This window comes from Leptotrichia sp. OH3620_COT-345 (assembly GCF_003932895.1).
In the GTDB taxonomy this organism is placed as follows: Bacteria; Fusobacteriota; Fusobacteriia; order Fusobacteriales; family Leptotrichiaceae; genus Pseudoleptotrichia.
In genome coordinates, this window is record NZ_RQYW01000005.1 from 25,708 (window position 1) to 42,425 (window position 16,718).

The 16,718-nt window shown below is 27.6% G+C and carries 13 protein-coding genes; all 13 read left to right on the plus strand.

The features are described from left to right. Nucleotides 1-20 precede the first annotated feature (20 nt). The 13 genes from EII29_RS04180 to EII29_RS04240 all read left to right on the plus strand — a co-directional run bounded on the left by EII29_RS04180 (nt 21) and on the right by EII29_RS04240 (nt 16,709). A complete protein-coding gene (locus tag EII29_RS04180) occupies nt 21-869 on the plus strand; it encodes an ABC transporter ATP-binding protein (RefSeq protein WP_125236288.1) in 849 nt (282 codons plus the stop codon). Further along, nucleotides 862-2,376, plus strand: coding sequence for an ABC transporter permease/substrate-binding protein (locus EII29_RS04185; protein WP_125236289.1), 1,515 nt, complete (start codon nt 862-864; stop codon nt 2,374-2,376). Before EII29_RS04180 ends, EII29_RS04185 begins: the two co-directional genes overlap by 8 nt. 868 nt (nt 2,377-3,244) lie before the next feature. Next, nucleotides 3,245-5,758 (plus strand): type III-A CRISPR-associated protein Cas10/Csm1, encoded by a 2,514-nt coding sequence (gene cas10 / locus EII29_RS04190; protein ID WP_125236290.1) that lies wholly within the window; start codon nt 3,245-3,247, stop codon nt 5,756-5,758. Continuing rightward, on the plus strand, nt 5,758-6,342 hold the full coding sequence (csm2, locus tag EII29_RS04195) for a type III-A CRISPR-associated protein Csm2 (RefSeq protein ID WP_125236291.1): 585 nt from the start codon (nt 5,758-5,760) through the stop codon (nt 6,340-6,342). Before cas10 ends, csm2 begins: the two co-directional genes overlap by 1 nt. An 8-nt stretch (nt 6,343-6,350) precedes the next feature. After that, nucleotides 6,351-7,058 (plus strand): type III-A CRISPR-associated RAMP protein Csm3, encoded by a 708-nt coding sequence (gene csm3, locus EII29_RS04200; protein WP_125236292.1) that lies wholly within the window; start codon nt 6,351-6,353, stop codon nt 7,056-7,058. Nucleotides 7,059-7,065: 7 nt separating this feature from the next. Beyond that, nucleotides 7,066-8,121, plus strand: coding sequence for a hypothetical protein (locus tag EII29_RS04205; RefSeq protein WP_125236293.1), 1,056 nt, complete (start codon nt 7,066-7,068; stop codon nt 8,119-8,121). Next, nucleotides 8,118-9,593, plus strand: coding sequence for an RAMP superfamily CRISPR-associated protein (locus EII29_RS04210; protein WP_125236294.1), 1,476 nt, complete (start codon nt 8,118-8,120; stop codon nt 9,591-9,593). Before EII29_RS04205 ends, EII29_RS04210 begins: the two co-directional genes overlap by 4 nt. Continuing rightward, nucleotides 9,586-10,332: a hypothetical protein gene (locus EII29_RS04215; RefSeq protein WP_125236295.1), complete on the plus strand. Its 747-nt coding sequence runs from the start codon at nt 9,586-9,588 to the stop codon at nt 10,330-10,332. Before EII29_RS04210 ends, EII29_RS04215 begins: the two co-directional genes overlap by 8 nt. Before the next feature lie 416 nt (nt 10,333-10,748). Next, nucleotides 10,749-11,393 (plus strand): CRISPR-associated endonuclease Cas6, encoded by a 645-nt coding sequence (locus EII29_RS04220; RefSeq protein WP_125236296.1) that lies wholly within the window; start codon nt 10,749-10,751, stop codon nt 11,391-11,393. 619 nt (nt 11,394-12,012) lie between these two features. Further along, nucleotides 12,013-14,148: a polyribonucleotide nucleotidyltransferase gene (pnp, locus tag EII29_RS04225; RefSeq protein ID WP_125236297.1), complete on the plus strand. Its 2,136-nt coding sequence runs from the start codon at nt 12,013-12,015 to the stop codon at nt 14,146-14,148. Next, on the plus strand, nt 14,132-14,677 hold the full coding sequence (pgsA, locus tag EII29_RS04230; RefSeq protein ID WP_125236298.1) for a CDP-diacylglycerol--glycerol-3-phosphate 3-phosphatidyltransferase: 546 nt from the start codon (nt 14,132-14,134) through the stop codon (nt 14,675-14,677). The genes pnp and pgsA overlap by 17 nt, the downstream gene beginning before the upstream one ends. Nucleotides 14,678-14,694: 17 nt before the next feature. After that, on the plus strand, nt 14,695-14,976 hold the full coding sequence (locus EII29_RS04235) for a YggT family protein (RefSeq protein ID WP_125236299.1): 282 nt from the start codon (nt 14,695-14,697) through the stop codon (nt 14,974-14,976). Between the two features lie 185 nt (nt 14,977-15,161). Further along, complete coding sequence (locus EII29_RS04240) at nt 15,162-16,709, plus strand: deoxyguanosinetriphosphate triphosphohydrolase (protein ID WP_233573253.1); 1,548 nt, start codon at nt 15,162-15,164, stop codon at nt 16,707-16,709. Nucleotides 16,710-16,718: the final 9 nt, after the last annotated feature.

Genomic DNA, 16,718 nt, shown 5'->3' on the forward strand with positions numbered 1-16,718 from the left:
TAAGGAAAAGAGATATTGAAATGATAGAATTTTTAAATATAGAAAAAGTTTATCCTAATGGTAATAAAGCTATAAAGAATATGAATCTTTCCATAGAAGAAGGAAAATTTGTCGTTTTCATAGGGCCTAGCGGAAGCGGAAAAACGACAGCCCTTAAAATGATAAACAGACTGGAAGACTCAACATCAGGAGAAATAAAAATATTTGGGAAAAATATTATGGAATATAATATTCATGAGTTACGATGGGATATGGGGTATGTTCTTCAGCAGGTAGCACTGTTTCCTCATATGAATGTGGAAAAAAATATTTCAATAGTACCGGAATTGAAAGGCTGGTCTAAAGAAAGGATAAATAAAAAAATAGACGAGTTACTTAATATGGTAGGGCTTCAACCTGAAAAATATAGAAAAAGAATGCCTGAAGAGCTTTCAGGAGGAGAGGCACAGAGGATAGGAATTGCAAGAGCATTGGCAGCTAATCCTAAATTCATACTTATGGACGAACCTTTCAGTGCATTGGATCCTGTTACAAGGGTCGGATTACAGACTGATATAAAAAAGTTACAGGAAAAAATAAGTAAAACTGTAGTTTTTGTAACTCATGATATAGAGGAAGCACTTCTATTGGGGGATAAAATATGTATTATAAAAGATGGTGAAATAATCCAGTATGGTACTAAAGAAGATCTTCTGTATAGACCCGTAAATAATTTTGTGAGAGAATTTATAAGCTCAAGGACAAGTCACGACTCTAAAAAGGAAAGTGAATATGTTCGTGTTATTAAAGATGACGGAGAAGAATTTGTTATAAAGAGAAAAAATATTTATCCTTACTATGAAAATAAGGAGGGGAGTTTCAATGAATAAAATATTAATGACTTTTTTTGAAAGAAGGGAAGAACTTTTTAAAGCTCTAGGAGAACATATTCAGATTTCATTTTTGTCTCTTGTTATTGCACTTATAATAGCTGTACCGTTGGGAATATATTTAAGTTATCATAAAAAAGTTGCGGAAATAGTAATAGGGATAACGGCGGTTTTGCAGACTGTCCCTTCTCTTGCATTACTGGGATTATTAATTCCTTTTGTAGGGATAGGAACTACGCCTGCAATTATAGCTCTTGTAATTTACGCTTTACTCCCCATACTGAGAAATACTTATACGGGAATAGGCGGAGTGGACCCTGTATACCTTCTTGCTTCAAAAGCAATGGGAATGAATAAGTTTCAGCAACTTTTCAAAGTACAGCTGCCACTTGCAATGCCGGTAATAATGGCGGGGATACGTACAGCGACGGTACTTATTATCGGCACTGCCACATTAGCATCATTGATAGGTGCGGGAGGATTAGGAAACCTTATTTTACTTGGTCTTGATAGAAATAATAACAGTCTGATACTTTTGGGAGCGATTCCTGCTGCATTTTTGGCAGTTCTGTTTGACTATATTTTAAAAAAGATGGAAAAACAGAATTGGAAAAAAATATTGATTTGCTTTTTTGTAATTATAGGACTGTTTTTCGGAATAGATGCGGGAAAAGATAAGATAATGAGAAAAGACAAACTTGTAATAGCTGGAAAACTTGGAACTGAACCTGAAATACTTATAAATATATACAAAATACTTATACAGGAAAATATGAATATAGATGTGGAACTGAAGTCAGGTTTCGGTAAAACGAGTTTTGTATTTAATGCTTTGAAAGCCGGAGAAATAGATATATATCCTGAATTTACAGGAACAGCGGTATTTACTTTTCTTGAAGAACAACCTGTAAGTAACGGTGCAAAAGCTGTTTATAATCAGGCAAAAGAAGGTCTGATGAAAAAATACGGTATGGTGTTTTTAAGTTCAATGAAATTTAATAATACTTATGCTCTTGCAGTACCGAGAAAATTTGCAGAAGAGAATAATTTAATGAAAATTTCGGATCTTGAAAAGGTAAAAGATAAGATAAAGGCAGGATTTACAAGAGAATTTAACGACAGAGAAGACGGATATAAGGGGATGAAAAAATTATACGGATTTGAATTACCTGATATAAAGGAACTTGAGCCGAAATTAAGATATATTGCAGTTCAAAGTGGAGATATTAACTTAATAGATGCATATTCTACAGACAGCGAACTTGAAAAATATGATTTATCTGTATTGGAAGATGACAGAAATTTATTTCCGCCATATCAGGGAGCACCGCTGCTCAAAGAAAAAACTTTGAAAAAATACCCTCAACTTGAAGAAGTTTTAGGAAAACTTAAAGATAGAATAACCGATGCCGAAATGAGGAAAATGAATTATGAAGTAGGAGTAAATAATAAAAGAGCTGAAGATGTTGCAAAAGAATATTTGAAAAAAAGCGGATTAATAAAGTAAAAATATTTAGGTCAATTAATTTTGGAATTTTAGATTTAAAATCGAAACAAAAAAGATTTTTAAGTCATTAAAATAAAAGAAAATATGATTAAATGTATTTATATAAAATAAATTAAAATATTAAAATAATGAATGTTTTTTAAAAAATCTTAAATCTGATATTGACTTTGAATGAAAGTAGAGTATAATACTATTGGGATTATAATTGTAATATAAAAATATTAAATTGATTATAAAAAGTCAAGGTATCAGATAAATTATACTAAAATGAAAATAACAGAAAAAGAGCCTTGAAAAGGGCTCTTTTTTTGAAGTTTGAGTAAAGTGAAAACATACTAAATATAAAATCAGTTGTATATTTTTCAAAGTTTTCAAAAAATATATAAATTAGGAACTGTTTTATAAATTAAAAATAGCACATATTTAAAAAATTTCAAAGATATTACTTTCGTCGAAGATTATATAAAAAACAGAAATATGTAAAATTTATGATTTAGCACATTTTTGTGTTTTATAAGACAAAGTTAAAAGATTCAAATGAAATTCAATAACTACATTTCTTACAATATGGTTTATAACAGAACAGAGTTAAAATTTTTTTAACTTTAGTTTGTATAGAACTTCTATCTTTTAAGTTAAATAAATAATTACTTTATAAGATAAAATTACATAGAATAAAATAAAAAATATCATATCATCTAAAAAATAATAATAATTTAATATAAATAATTTGGAAATAATAAAAATAAATATAGTAAAATATTTTGTTAAAAAAATGAGGAAAAGAAAAAATTATAGGAGGTTAAAAAAACTTACATATTATTTCTGAATTAATATAAATAAACTATATAAAGGAGGATTAAGAAAAGTGTATAAGTTTGAAAATATGGAACAAGTTGTCAGTTTAGCAGGATTACTTCATGACTTGTACAAATCTGTAGATATGAACTGGAATTTTACTCACGTAGGTATAGAACAAAATAATAAAAATTCTGCTTCATCTGAAAAAATTATTTCTTTTTTAGAAAAAAAGATAGAGCCTTCAGATTTTCTTGAAAAGTTAAAAATAATTGTTTCGGACTATTATGAAGACATTGGTTTTAAAAATAAAAATTTAAAACAAATAAAAGGTATAATTTTAAAAGCAAGTGAATATTCTGCAAATGAAAGAAAAAAAGAACAGATGAAAGAAACTGATTTAAGAAGTAAACAGTTAAATTCTATCTTTGAATCAATTTCAATAAGGGATAATAAAAGAAAAACAGCATCAGAAATGAAATACATGTATAAATTAGGAATAATATCTCCTGAAAACATATTTCCTGAAGAAGTAAAAAATGAAGGAAATATGAACTTTGAAGAAGATTTACATAAGCATATAGAAAACTTTTTTAAGGAAATGGAGGAAATTAAAGTAGAGAACTACTCCGCTTTTTATTCACAAATTTATACATTACTTGAAAAATATACATGGTGCATAGCTTTAGATACTCAGAATAAATCGTCAGATATTTCTTTATTTGATCATTTAAGAAATACTTCCGCATTAGCTCTTGCATCATATAAATATTATAAAGAGAAAGGATTACTCGATAAAGAAGAATGTTCTGAAGAAGAAAATCAATTTTTAGTAATAATAGGAGATATAAACGGAATACAGGACTTTATTTACGATGAAATGGAAATAGACGGAGCTGCAAAACTTTTAAGAGGAAGATCATTTTTTGTTAAAATATTAAGTGACGTAATTTCATTATATTTAATTAAAGAACTGGAGCTTAACATTTCAAATATAGTGTTGACAGCGGGAGGCAAATTTTATGTAATAGCCCCTAATACTCAAGAAACAAATGAGAAAATAAAAAAAATAAAGAAAAAATTAAATGATTATCTCTATAGAAGATTTTTCGGACAGTTATTCGTAAATATAGTGACAGTTGAGTCAAACGGAAATGAAATATCTAAAAATTTTAATAAAATAATAGAATATTCAAATATTTTATTAGATGAAAATAAAAGTACAAAATTTTCAGAACAGATAATGGAAAATCCGGTATTTAATGTTGATTATTATGAGAGTGACGGAAGAAAAAGTACTGCAATAGACAGGTTAAATGAAGAATTGAAAAAAATGGGAGAAAAAATACCTAAATCTGAGTATATCGGTGTTATCTTTGACTCAGAAAAACTCAGTGAAGAAAGAAAAGAAACTTTTGAGATAATAGAAAATCTAAATATTAAATTCTTTAATAGAATAGAAATTAAAGAATACAAAGAAAAAGAGAAAATTGATATGTTGCTTTCATTGAATAACACTGAAATAATAAAGGGATATCCTATGATTTTCAGATTTACAAATAATTATACTCCAATGGAAAATAAAGTAATAAAAAGTTTTGATGATATATCCAAATCAGCAAAAGGGAATCAAAAAATAGCTGTTTATAAAGCTGATGTGGATAATTTGGGTATGATTTTCAGTATAGGACTGAAAGGGAATACTGAGTTAGACAAAGAATATAATAAAAAAGTGAATTCTGAAAAAAAAGGAAAAACTGATTACAATTCACTTTCCAGAATAGCTACATTAAGCAGAAATATGGAATATTTTTTCTCGTATTGGCTAAATCAGGAGTTATCTAAACAAAATGAAGAAATTAAAATTAACGGGACTGAATATCTATTAGATTTTAAAGACATTTATGTTCTGTATTCAGGCGGAGACGATTTGATATTAATCGGATCTTGGGATAAAATTATATTTACAGCTTATTACATAAGAAAAAAATTTGAAGAGTATACTACAGAAAACGATAATATAACTATTTCAGGAGGAATAGCGATAGTTCATCCTAAAATACAGATATCCCGTGGAGTTGATATTGCAAATGAACTTGAAGAAAAAGCCAAAGAAAGTAATGAAGATAAAGATTCATTGGCAATCTTCAATAAAGCTTTTAAATGGGAAAAATTTGAGGAGATATTCGGTTTTGCAGAACAATTGTTTAATATTGCAGTAAAAGAAGAAAATAATGCTCAGGAAAGTGATGTCCAGAATAAAAAAATATTAAGTCAGGGATTTCTATATAGAAATTATAGATATGTTAAAATGGCAGAAAAATTTTGGGAACAGTCAGAAAAAGGTAATCCGGATTTCAGATTACTGACATATATTTCAAAATTTGAATATGATTACGGAAGAAATATAAGAGAAAAATTGGAAAAATTAAAAAAAGAAGAAATAAAAGAATTGATGAAAGTATACAAAGAACATTTTAATGAAGAAATAACAGAAAAAGCATTTATTAATAATTATATGGGTATAGTGCTTAATTACGTATTAAATGCTAATCGGAAAAATAATAATAGAGAGGTGGAATAATGGATTTAAAAGGAAAAGGGAAAATAGATTTTAGAACTTTAAACATTGAGAACTCTAATAATCAGAAAAATTTTCAACAAAATAAAAATAAACAACAACATTCAAATAATTCTGATAAAATTAGGAAAGAAATAGAAAATATAATACAAAAAATAAAAAAAGGGGGTTACAGAGATAAAGAAAAAGATATACTAAGAAAAGAATTGGTTTCAGAATATGCAAAAGAAATTGCTGAAAATTTGAAAATATCTACAAGCCAATTAAGAATATTTTTCAATGAATTAAAAAGGATAGAACTAAAATGTGAAACTAAAAATTCAGAAAATGATGAAAATCTTAAAATTGATAAATTACATATAGAGTTATATATACTGAAGTCGAAATTAAAATATAAGGAAGGGACCAGAGAGAAAAAAGATGAAAAAAACTTTAAAGACTTTTCTTATTTTATTCAGGAAAATATAGAAATAATAATAAAAGAAGAAGATATACAAAGTTTCAAAGATTTTATGGTTTTTTTTGAAACTGTAATTGGATATATATACGGATTATCAAATAATCCCAAAAATAAACAAAAAAATTAGGAGGAAATATGTCAGAATATAAATTAGAATCAATATATAAATTAAACGGAAAAATAAAGTTATTATCAGGGCTTCATATAGGAGGAAATGAAGCGGTAATAGAAATAGGAGGAAATGATAATCCTATTATAAGGGATATTTCAACAGGCGATCCTTATATTCCGGGAAGCAGTTTAAAAGGAAAAATAAGATATCTGTTAGAATGGTATACAGGAAATATTAATTCTGACGGTTCGGTATTTTCTTCATTAAAAGAAGGAGAAAATATTAATATACTTTTAAACGTATTTGGAGGAACAGCAGGAGGAAATGGGAAAAATGGGCCTACAAGAATAACAGTTAAGGACAGCTTTCTATCCAATGAAGCACAAGGAAAATTAAAAGAAATAAAAGAAAGAACAGGGACTGATACTGAATTAAAAACAGAAAATAGTATAAATCGACTTAACTCATCTGCAGTACCGAGATCTTTGGAAAGAGTTCCAAGAAATCTTGAGTTTGATTTTGAAATAGTTTATAAAGTTTTAAATATTGATGATAAAGAAAAAGTGAAAGAGTTGATTCTTAAAGGATTGAAACTTTTAGAAATTGAAGGAATAGGCGGCTCTGTTTCAAGGGGAAGCGGACAGATAGAAATAAAAGAGTTAAAAGTTACAAATCTATATGAAGGAACAGATGAAAAAATATCATTAAACAATATAAAGCTTGGAAAGTGAGAGAGAGATGACATATAAAATATGGAAAATAACGATAGAGCCGAAAAGTTCCTTTGTTACTCCCTTACAGTCTGATACTTTGTTTGGAAGCATGATTTGGTCATTGAAAATACTATTCGGAAATGAAGTTGCTGAAAAAGCTGTTGCAGACACTAAAAATTATAATCCTCCATTTATATTTTCAAATGCTATTATAAATAATCAGTTTCCAATTTTTGGAAAATTAAGTGAAGAATTTTATAGGAAAATTGATAATGAAATATTAAATGGTTATGATGTTGAAAAAATAGAATTTTATAAAGTAATTAGGAAGAAAAGTACGGTAGATAAAAAAGTATTCGGAGAACTTTTAAACGGAGTAAAACTGGAACAAATGTATTTTGATGTTTTAGAAGGAAAGAGAAAACTTTCTACATTGGAAAAAACTGATAAAAAAATTTCAGAGGGACAATATAGAAAATTTTTAAAAGAGATGTTTAAAGAAAATAAAGAAGAAGATTCAGTTAATAGACTTTTTGTAAAAACTTCAAGACTGAGAAACAGTATAAACAGATTAGGTAAATTGGATGAAGTAGAAAATGATACGAGACTGTTTGAACAAACAGAAATAGAGTATGGAAAAGAAACCAAAATTACTATTTATGTAAAAATTAATGAAGAGTTTAATATGGACTATTTTGAAAAAGCTTTAGAATACATTGAACTTAATGGATATGGAGGAAAATCAAGCATAGGAAAAGGTCAGTTTAAAATAATTGAATTTAAAGAAGAAAAAGATTTTGAAGCAAGTAAAAATTCAAATGAATTTGTTGTTTTGTCCAATTATATACCGAATATTGAAGATAAAGTAAAAGTTTTAAATTCAAATATTTTTACAAAAAAGCCTAAAGCTTATATGACGGAAAATCCTTTTAAAGATTATTTTATATGTTACAAGGAAGGTTCTTATTTTGAAGGAAATTCTGAGAATATAAAAGGAAGAGTTTTAGATAATTTAAAAAAGGATGATAAAAAAAATATACAGTGTCTGATTCCATTTGTACTGGGGGTGAAAAATCAATGAGAAATGTAGCAGCAAGATATAATATTACACTGTATCCTCTAACTGATATATATATCGGAAGTGGAGAAGATATAGAAGCATATGAATATACAGTAAAAAACGGATATTTATATAAGTTTGATATGTACAGCATTTATGATAAAATGTCCTCAGAAGAACAAAAAAATTTTATTAATACAATAAAAAAAGAAAATTTTGTTCATATAAGAAGCTGGATTTATAAAAATTATGATGAAAAATGGGGATATATATATAAAGAAAAAGTATCGGAAGATTTTAAAAAGCTCTATTGCGAGAAAGTAACAGGAAAAGTTAAACAGAATGAAGGAAATCAGTTAAAAATAGCAAAATTTATCGAAGAACAAAGTGGAAAATATATTCCGGGAAGCAGTATAAAAGGTGCATTAAGGACAGCTTATATTTATGAAGAAATATTGAAATTATATAAAAATCAGAGATTAGAAAAAATTTATGAAGAATACAATAGTACGATTAAAAATATTGAATATGAAGAATTTACAGAAATTACAGAAAATTTTATAAAAAGGGTAACTGAAAATGATAAGGAATTAAAAAAATATGAGAATATTTTTAGGGTACTTTTGTTATTATTCAAAGAAAATGAATATTTAAAAGAAATAGAAAAATTAAAAAAGGAAAAAGAAACTAAACTAGAAGAAATACAGAATGAAAAAGATTTCAAAAATAGAAAATTGAAAATAGAAGAAATAAAAAATAAATTTACAGAAAAGGAAAAAGAAATAAAGAAAAAAATTTTAAATCTCAATTTAAAAAAATCGAAAAAATTATTTGAAGCTGAAATTCTAAAAGCCCGAAAAAAAGACGGGAAATTAGGATTAGAACCTAAAAAAGACCCATTTAGAATGTTAAAAATTACAGATTCGAATACAATTGATTTAGAAAATTTTAAAGTTGTAATAGAAAAAGCAAACTTAAAACAGAATGAAAGTAGTAATGATACTATAAATATTGCATTGGAAATCTTAAACGGTAAAATGAGTATTTTATTCAATAGAGAATATGAATTAGTTAAAGATGATAAATTCATTGAAATAATAAATGATAAAACTGTTTTATTTAGTATGGTTTTATCCAATTATTTATTTAAACCGGAAGATAAAGCAAAAAACAAAATTGAAAAAAATATAAATAAAAATAATTTGTTTCGTTCTTTAAGAAGAAAGTATGTTCAGTTTATTTCAAAAATAATAGAAGAAATTAAAGATGATGATTTAAAAAAATTTTATTTAAAATTACAGAAAATACAGGAAAAAATAGAAAAATTCGAAAATATTTATTTAATAAGATTAGGAAAGTATACAAAATACAATGATAAAACAATAAATTTTTTAACGAATAATCCGTTAATAAAGTTAGGAGAGACTAAAGACAGCAATGGTTGTCCTATGGGTTGGGCATTAATAAAAGTGGAAGAGGTTAAAGATGAATAGCTTTTTAATATCTTTATCTCCAATACAGGATATCTATATAAAAGAAGAAGTATACGGTAAAAAGATATATCAGGCTTTAAATGATATTTTTCCTGATATACACGGAGTTTTCAGAGTTTCTTCTTTTTTCGGATATTTTTTTGAAAATGAATTTATGCTTGAAAAAGAAAAAAGTTATAAAATAATGATGACAATAAAAGCTCCGGAATATTTTCCTTCTTTAATTCAGAAATTGTTTAGAAAAGCTTTGAATAAGGAAACAATTATTATTGGTGAAAATGAATTTATAATTAAAGGAATAGTTTCAAGTGACAAAACATGGACAGGACATTATAATTTTAAAAATATTATGGAACAGGAAACAGAAGATTTAAAAGATAATCTTAAAATAAAAATATTGACTCCGATACTTTCAGAAAAAAAAATTGAAAATAAATTTGTATTCGGGTTTGATGAAATATTTTTTGAAATTTTAAGTAATTTTGAAAAATACAGTAGTGAGAATTTTAATTATTTGAAAAATGAAAAAAATGAAATATTTTTAGTAAAGCAGGAAAAATATTATACGAAAAAAATAATAATTGAAAACGTATTGAAAAATTCTTATTTAGGAGAAATTGATATTTTTATTCAGGAAAATGAGTATAAAAATTTAATACATTCTATTTTTCAATTTTCAAGATTTAATGGGATAGGAAAAATGGCAGAATACGGATTTGGTCAGATATTACTGTTATAATTTAATGGTATAACAGATTTAGGAACATAAAATCGCTATAGAGGAAAAAGTAAATTTAATGTACAAAGAATTAGGGTGTGTCTGAAAACTGTCAAAATAAGGAATTTTAACGAATATTCTAGAATTTTTAAATAACAGGGTAGCAGTTTTATTATAATTCTGCTAATTTAAAAAGTAAAAAAATATTGAAAATATCGCAAATTTTAACTTTTCAGACGTATTTTAATTAAAAACTTTAAAAAGCGGCAGTTGCGGCAGTTTTATAAATTAAAAATAAATCTTTGACCATAATGAAATACATATTTTTAAAAATTATAAGATGCTATTTTTATTGGTTTTATAAAAAAGAAAATATTTAAAATTTATGTTTTTTCCTATTTTAATTAAGAGAATACAGCTATAAAACAGGAGTTAAAATGAAATATTCTATTTTGAAGTTTAAAGGAAACAAAAAATATAAAATAAAAGATTTGGAGAAACTGAAAGAATTTTTATCCTTAAAATATAAGGAAAAAGCAGAAATTTATAATTATCTGTCAGAAAAATCTGAAGTTTCGCATGATAAATTACAGTATAAACTGATAAAAAATAATTTGTCGGTTATGACTGTTGGAGAAGCAGTTAAAATAAATATGAAACTATTTGAAGAAGCTGAATATCCGGATATTGACGGAAATATTTACTCTGATGCGGAAAAGGAAATTCAGATAATAAATGAAGAAATTTCATATTCTCAGGATATAATGTATAATTATAAATTTGTTACTCCGTATCTGCCTTTAAACGAAGATAATTTTAGAAAATATTTGAGAGGAGAATATACTTTAAATGAAGTTATCAGAGAAAATATAACGGAAGTTTTAAAAGAGTTTGCAATAAATCTTGAAGAAAATCAGAAAATATACATTGAACAGAGTCTCTGGATAACTTCGGAAAATTTAAGAAATTTTGATATGATAACTTTTTTGGGAGAATTTTCGACCAATGTAAAACTTCCTGATTATTTTTCATTGGGAAGAAAGAAAGACATAGGATATGGGACATTTATAAACATTATATAATATTGAATTAAATAATATATACCAAACATACCAAAACTATGTAAAACTTCAATATGAAAAGGAGCTGTCTTAATATTTAAGTAAAAATAAATAAGTGAAAACAACTCTTAAAACTAAAAACAATATATTTTTATTAGGGTGTGTCTGACAACTTAAAATTTATGATATTTTAAATATTTTTTTACTTTTTAAAATTAACGGAGCTATGATAAAACTAATATTCTGTTATTTATAACTTTTAAGATGTTTTTTTAAATTTATCATTTTGAGAGTTTTCAGACACACCCCAGCTTTATTAAAATAATAAAACTATATAAATTTATTTTAATATACTTTTTATTTTATAGGCAGCTTCGATATTAATATTTAAATGTTGAATTTTAAAAGATAAAACAACAGTTTTAAACTATACGATATGTCAAACTTGATAACAGGCAATATTTATATAATATATTGTAAAAGTCCTTTAAAAATGCTATAATCATTAAAGATTTCAGGGAGGTATCAGAGTAAGTAATTGTAAAGATTTTTATTTATATCAGTTAAAAATTGAGTAGAAGTTTTTACTATTATTTGCTCCCTTCCTGAAATAGTCAAAAGAAAACTTTAGGAGGAGAAAATGTTTAATGAAAGAACTTACGGGTTCAATTTAGGAACACAGCAGGTTAAATTAAGTACGGGAAAAATAGCAAGACAGGCAGGAGGTTCTGTAATAGTAAGATGCGGTGGTACCGTATTGCTAGTTACTGCCACAAGAAGTAAAGATGTAAAAGAAGGTCAGGACTTTTTTCCGCTGACTGTAGATTATATTGAAAAATTTTATGCTTCGGGAAAATTTCCGGGAGGATTTATAAAGAGAGAATCAAGACCTTCAACAGACGAAATTTTAATATCAAGACTGGTAGACAGACCGATAAGACCTTTATTTCCGGAAGGATTTTTAAATGCCGTTCATATTGTTATTACCGTAGTTTCATATGATGAAATAAATCAGCCTGAAAATCTGGCAACAATAGGAGTTTCGACTGCATTGGGATTATCTGATATTCCTTTTGCGGGGACAGTGGCAGGAGTGACTGTGGGGTACATTGACGGAAAGTATATTTTAAATCCAACTGCCGAAGAACTGGAAAAAAGTGAAATACATTTGTCAGTTGCAGGGACCAAAGATGCAGTTACAATGGTTGAAGCAGGGGCAAAGGAAGTATCCGAAGAAATTATGCTTGAAGGGATAATGTTCGGTCATGAGAAAATAAAGGAAATATGTGCTGAACAGGATAAATTCCTGTCTCAGTTTGATGTCCAGAAATATGAGTTTGAGAAAAAGGAAGTGGATACCGAAATCAAATCATTTATAGATGAATTTGAAAAAACAGTGGAAGAAGCGGTTATGACTCCGGGGAAATTGGAAAAATATGAAGCTATTGATAATCTTGAAACGGAGCTTTTGGAAAAATATATTGTCAAACTTGAAAGTGAAGGAAAAGAAACAGATGAAAGCCTGGAAAAGGAATTTAAAAATTATTATAGGGAAATAGAGAAAAAAGTTGTAAGAGATGCCATTCTATATAAAAAATACAGAGTTGACGGAAGAAATACAACAGAAATAAGACCTCTTGATGTGGAAATAGACACTTTGCCTATACCTCACGGTTCGGCACTATTTACAAGGGGAGAAACACAGGCGTTAGTAACGGTGACCCTAGGAAGTAAGACAGATGAGCAGATTGTAGATGGTATGGAAGATGAATCCAGAAAAAAATTCTTTTTACATTATAATTTTCCTCCTTATTCAGTAGGAGAAGCAGGATTTTTAAGAGCTCCGGGAAGAAGAGAATTGGGACATGGGAATCTTGCCGAAAGAGCATTAAAGTATGTAATGCCTGATCAGGAAGTGTTTCCTTATACTGTCAGACTGGTTTCGGAAATTACCGAGTCAAACGGTTCATCTTCTCAAGCAAGTATATGTGGCGGCTCTCTTGCACTTATGGCGGCGGGAGTCCCTATAAAATCCACGGTAGCAGGAATTGCTATGGGATTAATAAAAGAAGGGGATACATTTACAGTATTGACTGATATTCAAGGGCTTGAAGACCATCTGGGGGATATGGACTTCAAGGTTGCAGGGACAAAAAAAGGGATAACTGCTATCCAGATGGATATTAAAATAGAAGGAATTACAAAGGATATAATGGAAGTAGCTTTAAAACAGGCATTACAGGGAAGATATTTTATAATTGAAAAAATGGAAGAAGTGATAAGTGAACCGAGACCTGAAGTTGCAGAAAATGCACCGAAAATTGAATTGATGAAAATAGATCCTTCAAAAATAGCAGGATTGATAGGTCCTGCAGGAAAAGTTATAAAAGCAATAATTGAAGAAACAGGAGTTTCCATTGATATAGAAGATGATGGAAGCGTGTCAATATTCGGAAAAGATCCTGAAATGATGAGAAAAGCTATAGAGCTTGTAAAAAGACAGACACAATCTGTTGAAATGAATGAAACATATAACGGGAAAGTTACAAAACTGACTAAATTCGGAGCATTTGTGGAAGTTCTTCCGGGGAAAGAAGGACTGCTTCATATTTCTGAAATAAGTCATAAAAGAGTAGGAAAAGTAGAAGATGTGCTAAAAGAGGGTCAGGAGGTAAAAGTAAAAGTAATATCAATGGAAGACGAAAATAAGTTTAACCTCAGTATGAAAGCTTTAATTTCCAAAGAAGAAGGTGTTAAAAATGAATCTACCAAATAAACTTGCTATGTTAAGAATGATATTGGTAATTCCGTTTGTCATTATACTTGGAATTGCTTTATCCACTGAAAATACAGTTTTATCGGTATTAATGAGAATATCCGCTTTTCTCATATTTGCGGGAGCTTCGATAACTGATTATTTTGACGGTCAGATTGCGAGAAAATACAATCTTGTAACAAACTTGGGGAAATTAATTGATCCTTTAGCTGATAAAATTTTAGTTATATCAGCTTTAACAGTATTGACAAAATACGATCAGATAAGTTTATGGATAGTTCTTGTAATAATATTCAGAGAACTTATGATAACGGGACTTAGAGCAATAGTTTCTTCTGAAGGAACTATTATTGTTGCTGAAACTCTCGGGAAATGGAAAACGGTTACGCAGATGGCAGCACTGTCAATAATTATACTTTTTCCTTTAGGTTATATAATGAATAATATTTTGCTGGTAATACCTCTTATTTTAACAGTAATATCAGGTTTGGAATATATCCTGAAATCGAAAGATGTTTTAAATAAATAAATTTTAGAGGAGAAAAGATGTTTATAACAGTTTTATTATCTACAATAGATAGATTAATACATTTGTGTTATCTTATTTTATTAATAAATATTTTAGGTTCATGGCTTGATCCGTTTAGACGTTCACCTTTTTTTAACTTTATAAGAAGGATGACGGATCCTTTTTTAAGTAAACTTAGAATAATTATACCTTTAGGAGGAATGTCTCTTGATATTTCTCCCATAATAGCGATGATGCTTTTAAGATTAATAAGAGAAATATTGTTCGGAATAATATATTTATTTGTTCCGTTCATATAAATATGAAGGGCTGTCCTGTAAGTTCGAGAAATACTCTAGTCTATAAATTTCAGATGTTCAATCATTTTTGTAAAGTCAATAAAGACAATAACTTATAATTTTGAAGAATAAATTTATAGTTTACAGATTATTTTTTAGCTTATGAGACAGCTTCTTTTTCATGTAATCTCAAAAGGAGAAAAAATATGCCAAAATATAAAATGAATTGGAAAAATTTACTATCGGTAAATAGTCAAAGACCAAGAAGTAGTAAAAATTTTAAGGGACAGGAGCCTGAAGAAGATTTTACAAAAAGTGGAAAAAAAAAGTACAGTGATTTAAGAAGTGATTTTGAAAGAGATTATCATAGAATACTAAGTAGCGCTTCTTTTAGGCGTTTGCAAGATAAAACACAGGTTTTTCCACTCGAAAAAAATGACTTTATACGTACGAGACTTACTCATTCAATAGAAGTTTCATCTTTTGCCAGATCTCTTGCACAGTCTGTCGCCAATGAAATCATAAGAAGGGAATTGGATGAAGATTTCGGTCATGAAGAAGCGACAGGAATAACTAATATATTAGCAAGCTCAGGACTTTTACATGATATAGGCAATCCTCCGTTCGGACATTTTGGGGAAGATACTATAAGAGCATGGTTTATAAAACATCTGGAAGAAATAAAGCTGAAGGATGTTACAGGAAAAGAAAAAAAATTAAATGAGATATTAAATAAACAGATGTGTAATGATTTTATAAATTTTGAAGGAAATGCCCAAGCCATAAGGGTAGCTTCAAAACTTCATTTTTTAGTAGATGAAAATGGAATGAACCTTACTTTCGCATTATTGAATACACTAATAAAATATCCTGTAGATTCACTGCACATTAATAAAAACAGCGGTGATATAAAAACAAAAAAGATGGGCTATTATTATTCGGAAAAAGAGTTATTTGAAAATATAGTGAACAGTACGGGAACTTATAATAATGAAACAGGAGAAATATACAGACATCCTCTGACTTTTCTTCTTGAAGCCGCTGATGACATAGCTTACTGTACTGCAGATATTGAAGATGGAATGAAGAAGGGGTTTATTTCATTTGAAAATTTAATAGAAAATTTGAAGGAAAATGTTCCTGAAGATGAGAGATTATATAAAAATCTTATAAAATATAAAGAAGATGCTAAAAGAAAAAAGTATGACAGTCCTGAATTATATGCGGTACAAAGATGGATAGTTTCCATACAAGGAATATTTATAAGTTCTGTTGTAAATTCATTTATTGAAAATTATAATTTAATAATGAACGGAGAATTGAAAAATGACTTGTTTAAAGGAACGGAAGCTGAAAAACTGTTGAAAGTTCTTAAAAAAATAGCTTTTAAGGAAGTATTCGAGTCGAAAGCTATTTTGAAAATGGAAATAGCTGCAAATAATATAATAAATTATTTTTTAACGAACTTTGTAAATTCAGTTTTATACTGGGATACTCCTTATGAGAAGAAAATGGCAGGAATTGATATGAAATATATCGCAATTATATCTGAAAATCAGAGACATATTTATAAATATTATAGTGAATTGTTTGAAAAAAATATAAAACAGAAAAACTTAGATAAAAATACTGAAAAGGAAGAAATTTTCAGATATAAACTGTATTTGAGATTAATGCTTGTAACCGACTACATCTCAGGAATGACTGACAGCTTTATAAAAACATTGTATCAGGAATTGATAGGAATTAATTAGAAAGGAAAA